10 protein-coding genes are annotated in these 11,460 nt (G+C 71.6%); 9 read left to right on the top strand and 1 reads right to left on the bottom strand.

The features are described from left to right. Positions 1-4: 4 nt before the first annotated feature. Positions 5-817, bottom strand: a complete 813-nt coding sequence (locus ABCR94_RS03850; RefSeq protein ID WP_347117538.1) for a GNAT family N-acetyltransferase — start codon at positions 815-817, stop codon at positions 5-7. Between the two features lie 30 nt (positions 818-847). Here ABCR94_RS03850 and ABCR94_RS03845 point away from each other — a divergent pair, with 30 nt between their 5' ends. The 9 genes from ABCR94_RS03845 to ABCR94_RS03805 are packed head-to-tail and all read left to right on the top strand — an operon-like array spanning position 848 to position 11,444. After that, the gene (locus ABCR94_RS03845; protein ID WP_347117537.1) at positions 848-1,435 is read left to right on the top strand and encodes a beta-sandwich domain-containing protein; all 588 of its coding nucleotides are present in this window, start codon (positions 848-850) and stop codon (positions 1,433-1,435) included. Next, a complete protein-coding gene (locus tag ABCR94_RS03840) occupies positions 1,425-2,480 on the top strand; it encodes a BtrH N-terminal domain-containing protein (protein WP_347117536.1) in 1,056 nt (351 codons plus the stop codon). The genes ABCR94_RS03845 and ABCR94_RS03840 overlap by 11 nt, the downstream gene beginning before the upstream one ends. Positions 2,481-2,495: 15 nt before the next feature. After that, positions 2,496-2,678, top strand: a complete 183-nt coding sequence (gene lysW / locus ABCR94_RS03835) for a lysine biosynthesis protein LysW (RefSeq protein ID WP_347117535.1) — start codon at positions 2,496-2,498, stop codon at positions 2,676-2,678. Beyond that, positions 2,675-3,697 (top strand): N-acetyl-gamma-glutamyl-phosphate reductase, encoded by a 1,023-nt coding sequence (gene argC, locus ABCR94_RS03830; protein WP_347117534.1) that lies wholly within the window; start codon positions 2,675-2,677, stop codon positions 3,695-3,697. The genes lysW and argC overlap by 4 nt, the downstream gene beginning before the upstream one ends. A gap of 8 nt (positions 3,698-3,705) precedes the next feature. Then, positions 3,706-4,548, top strand: coding sequence for a [LysW]-aminoadipate kinase (locus ABCR94_RS03825; protein ID WP_347117533.1), 843 nt, complete (start codon positions 3,706-3,708; stop codon positions 4,546-4,548). After that, complete coding sequence (locus ABCR94_RS03820; protein WP_347117532.1) at positions 4,548-7,847, top strand: non-ribosomal peptide synthetase; 3,300 nt, start codon at positions 4,548-4,550, stop codon at positions 7,845-7,847. Before ABCR94_RS03825 ends, ABCR94_RS03820 begins: the two co-directional genes overlap by 1 nt. Further along, positions 7,844-9,004: an acyl-CoA dehydrogenase family protein gene (locus ABCR94_RS03815; protein ID WP_347117531.1), complete on the top strand. Its 1,161-nt coding sequence runs from the start codon at positions 7,844-7,846 to the stop codon at positions 9,002-9,004. Before ABCR94_RS03820 ends, ABCR94_RS03815 begins: the two co-directional genes overlap by 4 nt. Next, complete coding sequence (locus ABCR94_RS03810) at positions 9,001-10,095, top strand: acyl-CoA dehydrogenase family protein (protein ID WP_347117530.1); 1,095 nt, start codon at positions 9,001-9,003, stop codon at positions 10,093-10,095. The genes ABCR94_RS03815 and ABCR94_RS03810 overlap by 4 nt, the downstream gene beginning before the upstream one ends. Beyond that, positions 10,092-11,444, top strand: coding sequence for a M20/M25/M40 family metallo-hydrolase (locus tag ABCR94_RS03805; protein WP_347117529.1), 1,353 nt, complete (start codon positions 10,092-10,094; stop codon positions 11,442-11,444). The genes ABCR94_RS03810 and ABCR94_RS03805 overlap by 4 nt, the downstream gene beginning before the upstream one ends. Positions 11,445-11,460 lie beyond the last annotated feature (16 nt).

Here is an 11,460-nt window from a genome sequence, read left to right as displayed (position 1 = left end):
CCGGTCAGACCCGCTGTGCGGGCTGCTTGCGTACCGCGGGGCTCCGCCACCACGCCAGCAGCTCCGGGTGGGACAGCCTGGGCGCGCGGAAGGCCGCGATGTCGCCCGCCGGCCGGTCGAAGAGCAGCTCCTCTTGGCCCGCTTGGTCCGCTTCCCGGGCCAAGGTGGCCCGTACCCGGGCGAGTTCGGCCGGGCCGGCGCCCGCCCAGAAGTCGGCGCCCAGTGGTGTCCCCGGGGCCGCGCCCGCTTCGTCCTGCGGGCCGGGCCGCGGCCCGGTGAGGCGGGGGCGGCAGACGGTCCCTGCGGGCACCGCCAGCCAGTCCAGCAGCAGGCCGGGTCCCGCGGGAGGGACGTCGTGCGCCCGGGGCGCGGGATCGTCGTGGAGGTCCCGCTGCATCCGCACCTCCGAGAGCGGTTTGTCGCCGGCGGGGAAGTGCCGCACGAGGCGGTACCCGACCTGGGCGTAGAACGCGGGGTTGCCCCGCTCCACCACCGCGTCGAGCACCACCCGGGCCGCTCCGGCGGCCGACGCGTCGTGCTCCAGCCGGCGCAGCAGGGCGCGGGCCGCCCCCGAGCGCCGGGCGGCCGGCGAGACGGCCAGCCGCCGGACCTCCCAGCTGTCCGGCGAGCTGCGGACGGCCCGGACGGTGCCCACGGTCCGGCCCGCCAGCGTGGCCACCCAGAGCAGTTGCCCGGCGGCGAGGTCGTGCAGCAGCTCGGCGGAATCCGCCAGCGCGCCGTCCGCGGTCGGCAGGCCGGGCAGCAGATCGCCCGATGAATAAGCGGCCCGGATGATTTCGGAGATCTCATCGGCCACTTGCCGGGAAACAGAACTTATGAGGCTCACTTGCATCCACAGATAATAAGCACTGTCATTGATATTTCTGAAGCCTGCAACAATCTCGGCATCGCGAAATCAGGGGCCGGCGAGGAATACGGATTCAATGTCTGGCGCAATACCTTTCCGGCCGAGGACCTGCCCGCTCCGGGATCTTCGGTGACCGTGTCCGGCGTCGATTTCGAGTTCCCGCCCCGCGAAACGGGCAACGGTGACAACATCCGCTGCCGTGGTCAGCTGATCGCGCTCCCCGGGGGCCGCTACGAGTGGCTCTATGTGCTCGGCGCGGCCGAGCGGCGCACCGAGGACGAGGTGGAGCTGCGCTACGCCGACGGCACGGTGCGCGCCGAGTGGCTGCGGATGTCGGACTTCTGGCCGGAGACCGACGCGTGGTTCGGTGAGCCGGAGGCGTTCCGGGCGACCGGGCTGCGCTACCCCCGGCACACCCAGAGCGGGCACCGGCCGGTCATCTGGCAGCAGCGTGTCCCGGTGACCGTGCCGGGGGAGGTGACCGGACTGCGGCTGCCCGACAACCCGGCCATGCATGTGTTCGCGGTCACCGCGGTCACGAACCCGGGGGTGCGCGATGCGCGTTGAGCTGGGAGACGTCGGGTACTGGCGGCACGAGCTCGTGCACTGTCTGCACACCACCGCCGGGGTGATGCTGGCCCAGCGGGGCCTGGAGCCGATATCGGTTCTCGGCGCGGGCTGGGGCTTCCACTACCCGGGCGACCTGCGGCGGGAGGAGTACTACCTGCCGGGGTACGCCGACTCGCTGTTCAGCGGGCTCGCGCCCCATCACGACATCCACTCGCGGTGGCACCGGCCGGCCGACGCGGAGGAGGGCTGGCGGCAGGTGCGGGCCGAGCTGGTGGCGGGGAACACCGTCGCCGTGGCCGCGGACAACTTCCATCTGCCCTTCAGGCCCGCGTACCGCGACGTGCACACCAATCACCTCATGGTGGTCCACGGGTTCGACGACGAGGCGGCGGAGGTGCTGGTGGCGGACCCGGTGCCACCGGCCTTCCAGGGCGCCATCGCGCTGGAGGCGTTCACCGCCGCGCGGGACTCGGGCAACCCGGTCAAGCACGACCGGGACCTGTTCTTCACCGCGAACCCCATCGGCAACCGGTGGCTGGAACTGGACACGAGTGCGCCGCAGCCCGCGTTCGACCCGGCTTTCGTCCGGCACGTGCTCGCCGCGAACGTGGGCGGTCTCACCGACCCCGCCGATCCGGCCACCTCTGGCCTGGCCGGGCTGAGCGCCTTCCTGACCGGTGCCTGGGACCGTATCGGGGCCGAGCCCGAGGTGGTGGACGAGGTCTTCATCGTCGTCGGGCCCGTACTGGCGTCGACCGGCCTGCACGCCGCGTTCCTGGACCTGGCCGGCCGGCGCTTCGGCGATGTCCGGCTGCGGGAACTGGGCCGGCGGGTGGACGCGGTCGCGCACCACTGGTCGGCGCTGCGGATCGCGGTGGCCACCGCGCGCGCCGGGCGCTCGGCCGCCGTACCCGCGCTGCGGGGACGCACGGCCCGGCTGATCGCGGAGTACGAAGGGGTGCTGGAGGCCATGGCCGCCCATCTGTCGGGGGTTTCCCCTACTGTCCGCGTGCCCGCGTTTTCGCGAACCTCTAGGTGCTGAACGAATGACCTTCTCGTGAGAGGCAGAAAAATGAACGTGGCCTGTCCGGAATGCGTCGGAAACGTAGAGTTCGCAGAAAAGCCCGAGCTCAACGAAATCATCGAATGTGGTGAATGCGCCGGCGAGCTCGAAGTGATTTCTCTCGACCCTCTGGTCATCGCCGTGGCGCCGGAGGTCGAGGAGGACTGGGGCGAGTGACCAGTGTGGGGATTGTGGGCGGCGCCGGTTATATCGGCGGTGAGCTGCTCAGGATCATCTCCGGACATCCGGAGCTTGAAATCAGTGCGGTCACCTCCTCCCGGCTGGCGGGCCGACGGGTGGACGGAAACCACCCGAACCTGCGGGGCCGGGTGGATCTCGCCTACCTCTCCCCCGACCGGCTGCCCGAATGCGATGTGCTGTTCCTGACCAGTTCGACGGTCGGTGACCTGCAACAGCGCAGTGCCCTGGTGAGCCGAGCCAAGATCGTCTACGACCTTTCTCCGGACCTGCGCCTCGCGGACCCCGCCCGGTATCGCGAGCACTACGGCGAGCATCCCGCGCCGGAGCTGCTCGGCGAAGCGGCCGTCGGGCTGCCGGAATTGCACCGCGAGGCGTTGCGTACCGCCGACAGCGTCAGCGTGCCCGGATGCATGGCCACGGCCTCCATCCTGGCGCTGCGGCCCTTGGCGGACGCGGGGATGCTGGAGTCGACGGTCACGGTGGACGGGCGGGTCGGTTCCAGCGGCTCGGGCGCGTCCGCGGGAGAGCTGAACCTGCATGCCGAACGCAGCGGCGTACTGCGGGTGTTCGCCCCGCTGAACCACCGCCATCAGGCGGAGATCTCCCAGGCGACCGGGCTGGACGTGCGGATGACGGCCACCGGCGTCGACGCCGTGCGCGGTGTGCAGGTGCTCTGCCGGGCCACGGCCGCCCGTGGCATCACCGAGGCGGAGGTACGTGGTGTCTACCGCGCGAGCTATGCGAAGGAACCGTTCGTCCGGGTCGTCACCCAGAAGCGGGGCAACTACCGGCTGCCGGAGCCAAAGATCCTTCTTGGCTCCAACTACTGCGACGTGGGGTTCGCCCTGGATCCGGCCAGTGGACAGCTGCTGCTCATCGGCGCGCTCGACAACTTGGTCAAGGGCGGTTCCGGGAACGCCGTGCAGAGCTTGAACATCCGGATGGGCTGGGACGAGTCGCTGGGGCTGGAGTTCGCGGGCCTGCATCCGGCGTGAGGATTGGGATGACTGACGAGATCACGGTGGTCAAGTGCGGCGGGGGACTCTCGCTGGATCACGAGGCCATCTGCCGCGACCTCGCGGCGCTGCCGGCCGGGCAGGCGGTCCTGGTGCACGGAGGTGCGGCGGACCTCGATCTGCTGGCCGGCCGGCTCGGCGTACCTCAGCGAAGGCTGACCACGCCGAGCGGCTCGTCGAGCAGGTACACCGACCCGGCCACCCTTGAGGTGCTGCTGATGGCGCTGGTCGGGAAGGTCAAACCGTCGCTGGTTGCCGCGCTGTCCCGGCACGGCGCCCGCCCGGTGGGACTGACCGGCATGGACGCCCAGCTGATCACGGCCAGGCGCACCGCCGCGCACAAGGCGGTGCTGGGCGGCCGCAAGGTCGTGATCCGTGACGACCACAGTGGGCGTATCCGCCGGGTCGACCCCGCCCTCCTGTTCACCCTGCTGGAAACGGGCTGCTTGCCCGTCGTGTCGCCGCCCGCCGTCGGCGAGGACGGCGAGGCGGTCAACGTCGACGCCGACCGGGCCGCCGCGGCGATAGCGGGCGCACTGGCGCAGAGCGGGCCGGTGCGCCTTGTCCTGCTGACCGCCGCGCCCGGCGTGCTGCGTGATCCGGCCGACGAGACGTCACTGATGCGGGAGATCGTGGTGTCCGACGGGCCGGTCGACAACGCGGAGATCGCCGGCGGGATGACCGCGAAGCTGCAAGCCGCCTGTGAAGCCCTGGACGCCGGGGTGGGCCGTGTGGTGATCGCCGACGGACGTGTCGCCCACCCGGTGCGCGACGCGCTCGCCGGCGCCGGGACCACGGTCAAGAGAGCCGCAATCGTCGGGAGCCTGTGATGTCCGAACCATCGAAGACCGGCGGGAAGAGTCTGGCCGACACCAGGAAGAGCCTGCTGGCGCTGCGGCAACGCCAACGTGCGGGCGTACGCGGCACGGGCGAGCGGGTGGTCCCGGTGGGCCGCGACCGGGCGCTGCCGCTCTCCTACACCCAGCAACGACTCTGGTTCCTCGACCAGTTGGCGCCGGGGGCGTCGGTCTACAACGCGCCGATCATCCTCTCGCTGCGCGCCGACCTCGACGGGCAGGCCCTGGGCAGGGCCCTGAGCGCGCTGATGGACCGGCACGAGATCCTGCGCACCCGCTACCCGCTGCGCGACGGTGTCCCCTACCAGGACGTGGCGCCGCCCGGCCAGGCGGCGCCGTTCCCTGTGACGGACCTGACCGGGGCGGGCGAGCAGAAGGTCCGCGACTTCGTCTTCGGGCTGGCGCAGGAACCGTTCGACCTGGAGAACGGCCCGGTCCTGCGCGGGCACCTGGTCACCGTCGCGGACCGTGAGCACATACTCGTCCTGGCCCTCCACCACATCGCCAGCGACGGATGGTCGATGCCCGTCGTCGTCGGTGAGCTCTTCGAGTACTACCGGGCAGAGGTCGCCGGGGAACCGGCCGCGCTGGCGGAACTCTCCGTGCAGTACGCGGACTACGCGGTCTGGCAGCGCGGCCGGATGACCGGCGCCGTGCTCGACGAGCACCTCGCGTACTGGCAGCGGCAGCTCGCGGACCTGCCCACCCTCGACCTGCCGGCGGACCGGGCACGCCCGGCCGTCTCCTCGCAGTCCGGCGCCGCCACCGACTGCCTGCTGCCGCTGGACCTGCGCACGGACCTCAACCGGCTCGCCAGGGCCGAGCGGGTCACCCTGCTCACGGTGGTCCTGTCCGCGTTCGTGGCCATGCTCGACCGCTACACGGGCCAGGACGACATCGTCGTCGGGTCGGTGTTCTCCGGCCGCGAGCGGCCCGAGATCGAGTCGCTGATCGGGTTCTTCGCCAACACGGTGGTACTGCGCTGCTCCACGGCGGGCGACCCGACGTTCCGGGAGCTGCTGGCGCGGACCAACGAGACGGTGCTCGGCGCCCACTTCCATCAGGAACTGCCCTTCGGCAGGCTGGTCGACGAGCTGAGCCCGCAGCGCGACCCGAGCCGCAACCCGCTGTTCCAGACGTCCTTCACCCTCCAGCACGCGGGTGTCGAGTCGGCGCACATCGCGGGCGTCGACGTCGAGGCGTACCCGGTGGAGGGGGACACCGCCCGGTTCGACCTCGCTGTCCAGCTCACCGAGATCCCGGAGGGACTGCGGCTGTGGGCCGAGTACTCCACCGATCTGTTCGACGCCGACCGCATCGAGCGGATGTTCGGGCACTACGCGCGGATCCTTGAGGCCGTGGTGGCCGATCCCGGTCTGCGTCTGAGCCGACTGCCGATGCTCACCGAGTCCGAGTCCGAGTCCCAGCGCGAGTCCCAGCGCGAGCTGCCGGCCGAGGCGGACGGGGCGGGCGGCCCGTCGCCGGACGGGTGTCTGCACGAATTGTTCGAGGCGGTGGTGGACGGGTCGCCGGACGCGGTGGCGACCTCATTCCTCGGCGAACGGCTCACCTACCGGCAACTGGACGACCGGGCCAACAGGCTGGCGTGGGCGCTGCGGGACGCCGGTGTCGGTCCGGAGAGCGTCGTCGCCGTACTGCTCGAACGCGGCCCCGAGCTGCCCACCGCCTTCCTCGGCATCCAGAAGGCGGGCGGGGCCTATCTGCCGCTCGACCCGGACACCCCGGCGGAGCGCTGGGAGACGGCGCTGACCGAGGCACGCTGCGGAGTCGTGGTGACCACCTGCGAGCGGGCCGGTGCGCTGCCCGCGTCGGTCACCGCGGTGTGCGTGGACGACCCCGCGCTCGGCGCGCGGTCCACGGAGCGGCCCCGGTCCGGCGTCGGACCGGCCAACCTCGCCTACGTGATCTTCACTTCGGGGTCGACCGGCAGGCCCAAGGGCGTGCAGGTGGAACATCGCAGCATCGTCAACTTCACCCGGGCGAGCGTGGAGATGTTCCGGCTCGGCGCGGGCGACAGGGTGCTGCAGTTCGCGAACCCCGCGTACGACGTCAGCCTCTTCGACTTCTTCAGCGCCCTGTGCTCCGGCGCGCAGCTGGTGCACGCGCCCACCCGGACCCTGCTGGACCCCGAGAGCCTCGGGGAGCTGATGCGTGACGAGCAGGTCACCGTCACCGACCTGCCGCCGGCGGTGCTCGGACTGCTGGACGCCGGTACGTTCCCCTCGCTGCGCGCCCTGTTCGTGGGCCTTGAGGCGTTCCCCGGCGAGCTGGTCAACGCCTGGAACATCCCGGGGCGCGACTTCCACAACGGGTACGGGCCGACCGAGGCGACCGTCGCCTGCGTCGACTACCTGTGCCCCGACGGGACGTACGCGGCCATGCCGCCGATCGGCACCCCGATGGCCAACTACCAGGCCCACGTGCTGGACCGGTACGGCAACCCGGTACCGGTCGGGGTGCCCGGCGAGCTGTTCATCGGCGGGGTCGGAGTGGCACGCGGATACGCGTACCAGCCCGCGCTGACCGCCGAGCGCTTTGTGCCGGACCCCTTCGGCGCGCCCGGGGCGCGCCTGTACCGCACCGGGGACCTGGTGCGCCGGCAGGCCGACGGAAACCTGTACTTCCTCGGCAGGGTCGACAACCAGATCAAGATCCGCGGCCTGCGCGTGGAGCCGGGCGAGATCGAGCACGCGGTGGAGGCGCACCCCGCCGTCGCCGAGGCCGTGGTCGTCGCGCGCGGCTCCGGGGCCGCGGCGAGCCTGGTGTGCTACCTGGCCGCCGCCCCAGGACACGACGTGGACCACGAGGACCTGCGGCGCTCCCTGATCGACCGGCTGCCGGCCCATCTGGTGCCCGGCGTGTTCGTGGTGCTGCCCGAACTGCCGCGGGCGAGCAGCGGGAAGCTGGACCGCAAGCGGCTTCCGGAGCCGGGCGGGGCCGCGGTGCGGGTGGCCGTCGCGCCCTCGACCGAGGCGGAACTGCTGCTCGCCGGGATCTGGCGCGAGCTGCTCGGCGAGAGCCTGGAGATCGACATCCACGACAGCTTCTTCGCCGTCGGCGGCAATTCGCTCAAGGTGACCCAGCTGGCGTCCCGCATCCGCGGTGCGTTCGGGGTGGAGGTGGAGCTGCGGGATCTGTTCGTGCACTCCACCATCGCGGAGCTGGCCCGGCTGATCGAGGCGAGCGAGCTGGACGACGCGTCCGAGGACGAGCTGGCGACCCTGCTGGCGGAGCTGGAGGAGACCTCGTGACGAGCAGCGCGTCGGCCGCCCCGGCACCGGACACCTTCCGTCAGGACATCCGTCGCTTCTTCACGAGCGACGAGGTGCGCCGGACGCTCAAGACCGTCGCCGCCCACCGGCCCGACGAGGAGCCCGCCCGGCTGGACCTCTACCGTCTGCTCGGCGAGCGCGGCTGGCTGGCCCCGAACTGGCCCGTCGAGTACGGCGGCCTCGGTCTCGGGGCGGCGGAAGCCGCGCTGGTCACCGAGGAGATGACCCTGGCCGGGGTGCCCGACGACGTACACGTCCTGAGTATCGACATCGTCGGCATGTTCCTCTTGCAGGCGGGCACCGAGGAGCAGAAGCGCAAGCATCTGCCGGCGCTGGCCCGTGGCGAACGGACGGCCAGTGTGCTCTTCACCGAGCCGGAGGCCGGATCGGACCTGTCGGCGCTGCGCACCAGGGCGGAGCCCGACCAGGGCGGCTGGCGGCTGTACGGCACCAAGGTCTTCAACATGAAGTCCCAGTTCGCCGATGTCGCGCTGTGCGCCGCCCGCACCACCGACGGAGCCGTCGGGATGCACGGCATCACGCTGTTCCTGCTGCCGCTGCGCTCACCCGGGGTGCACATCGAACCGGTGCCGAGCATGCAGAACGACCGGTTCAACGTGGTGGTGATCGACGGTGTCCGGCTGACCGAGGAGGACGTCGTCGGCACGGTGGACGACGGCTGGTGGATGCTGAACGACCTGCTCCAACTGGAGCGCACCGGCATCGACTTCCACGGCAAGGCCCGTCGGCTGCTCGATCTGATCATCCAACGGGCCGCGGCCACCGGCAGGCTGGACGATCCGGTGTACGCCGTCGAACTGGTCGAGCTCGACGCGAGGCTGCGGGCCGGCCACGCGATGGCCTGGCAGATGGTGCGCAACCTCGCCGACGGCAGGCCCGACGCGGTGGCCTCGGCGATGTCCAAGTGGTACGTGAGCGAGCAGTTCCGGCCCATCCTGCGGGCCGGCATGGAGGTCGAGGGAATGGACGGCGTGCTGTCCGGCTGGGACCCCGAGGCGCCGGCCGACGGCCTGCTGGAGGCGAACCACCGGCTGAGCCCGGCGCACCGGCTGGCGTCCGGAACCTCCGAGATCATGCTGTACCTCATCGCGACCAGTGGGTTGGGCCTGTTGTGAACCTTGCCGAACTGTTCCACGAGGAACTGAACCCCGTACTGCGCCGTCTCGGGGCCCGGGGCAAGGGCGCGGGTCAGGACGCGCCGGAGGAGGAGGACGTCGAGGTACGGCACAGCGTGTGGGCCACGCTCGCCGAACTGGGCGGCCTGGAGGCCGCGTTGCCGCCCCGCCTCGGTGGGCCGGCCGACGCGATGGCGCGCCTGGTGGAGGCGGCGGAGCTGATGGGCCCCGCGCTCTACCAGAGCCCGTTCGTGGACACCATGATCGCGGCCGACGTGCTGGCGTCCGACGGCCGGCACGACGGGCTGCTGGCCGAGATCGCGGCGGGTGGGCGTACCGTCGCCCTCGCCGCGCGGGAGCAGGGCACGGGCGAGCCTTCCACTCCCCCACCGCTGGCAGTCGACGCGGACCGGGGCGTCGTCAGTGGCACCCGCCGCTTCGTGGCCTTCGCGGCGGGCGTGGACTACCTGCTCGTGACCGGTGAGGCCGGCCATGCGCTGGTGCCGGTTCACCAGCCCGGCGTGGCGCTCCACCGGCACGACGACATCGGCCGCGGCGATCTCTACCGGGTCACGCTCGACGCGGCACGCACCGCCGTGGACGGGGTGCTGGCGCCGGGTCCTGACTACCTGTCCGCACTCGCCCGCGGGCGCCTCCAGCAGGCGGCGTACCTGGCAGGGCTCTCCCGCGGGGCCCTGGAGCTCACGGTCGAGCGGCTGAAGAAGCGCACGGCGTTCGGCCGGCCGCTGGCCACCCAGCAGGCACCGGCGTACCGGCTGGCGGCGCTGGCCGCCGAGGGCACGGCCGTACTGAGCCTGGTGCGCGCCGTGGCCAAGGACGCGGACGCGGGGGCGGACATCCGTCTCGCCGCGGCACAGGCGCTGTTCCTCGCCGCGGACCTGGCCCGTGAGGTCAGTGCCGAGGCGGTGCATCTGCACGGCGCCGCCGGACTCACCGAGGAGTACGACGTGTCCGTGTTCTACCGGCGTGCCGCGGTGGACGCGATGCGCCTGGGCAGCCCCACCCAGCTGCGCCTGGAAGCTGCCCGGCTCCTCGCCGCCGCATACCACTCGACCACGGAGCCGTCATGAGCACCTCGTCCGCCGCCGATCCGGTGGCCCTGCTGCAGGACCTGATCCGGATCAACACCGTCAACCCGCCCGGCAACGAGATCGCCTGCGTCCAGTACGTGGTCGACCGGCTGTCGCACCGGGACGATCTGGACATCAAGATTCTTGGGCCGACCCCGGACCGGGCCAGCCTGATCGTCCGGTTCCCCGGCCGGGGGATCGCCCCGCCGCTGCTGCTGCACGGCCACTCCGACGTCGTGCCGGTGACCGGCCAGGAGTGGCTGCACCCGCCCTTCGACGGCAAGTTGGTCGACGGCGAGATCTGGGGCCGGGGCTCGACCGACATGAAGGGCGGCCTCGCGATGATGCTGACGTCGCTGGCCCGCCTGCACGAAGCCGGTGAGCGCCCGCCCGGCGATGTTGTGCTGGCCATGGTCGCCGACGAGGAGCACGGCAGTCTGGCCGGCGCCCGGTGGCTGGTCAGGGAGCACCCCGAGCTGTTCGCGGGGATCCGCTACGCGATCGGCGAGGAGGGCGGCGCCGGCATCGAGCTGGGCGGCCGCCGGTTCCACCCGATCGTCGTCGCGGAGAAGCGGGCCTGCTGGTACCGGGTGACGCTGCGCGGTCCCGGCGGGCATGCCTCCCGGCTTGCACCGCCCGGCACCCCCATGGAGCAGCTCGGCCGTCTCCTGACCGCGCTGAGCGGCGTACGCCTGCCGAGGCACCAGGGGCCCGCCGCGTACCGCATGCTGACCGAGCTGTCGGCCGAACTGCCCCCGCCGCTGCGGGACGCGGTGCTCGCGGTACGGGACGACACCGACGACCGGCATCCGGCAGGACTTCCGATGGCGCAGGCGCTCCAGATCGACTCGCTGCTGCGCAACACCGTGAACCCGACGGTCGTGCGGACCAGCGACAAGATCAATGTGGTGCCCGCCGAGATCACCGTGGACCTGGACGGCCGGATCCTGCCGGGCGACCACACCAGGGAGGAGTTTCTCTCCGAACTGCACGCGCTGATCGGTCCCGAGCTGTCCGCCGAGTTGTCGATGGAACTGCTCGTGGAGGGGCTCCAGGTCGCCCAGGAGCGCATCGAGGAGCCGGAGTTCGGTGGCTTCTACGAAACGTTGGCCGGGATCACCCGCAAGGCGGACCCGGGCGCCGTACCGCTGCCCATGATGTCGCCCGCATCGACCGACGCAGGCTTCTTCGCCCAACTGGGCATCCGCTGCTACGGCTGGCTGCCGATGAAAGTGCCCGCGGGCAGCGAGTACCGCACGCTGCTGCACTCGGCGAACGAGCGCATCCCGGTGGAGGCACTGGAGTTCGGCACGGACTGCCTGACAGCGCTGCTGCGCGAGTACCGGTAGCCACGAGGCATTCATT

The sequence above is a fragment of the Streptomyces changchenzhani genome, assembly GCF_039766235.1.
GTDB lineage: Bacteria > Actinomycetota > Actinomycetes > Streptomycetales > Streptomycetaceae > Streptomyces.
The sequence above is the reverse complement of the archived record's forward strand: the minus strand, read 5'-3'. Positions and strand labels throughout refer to the sequence as shown.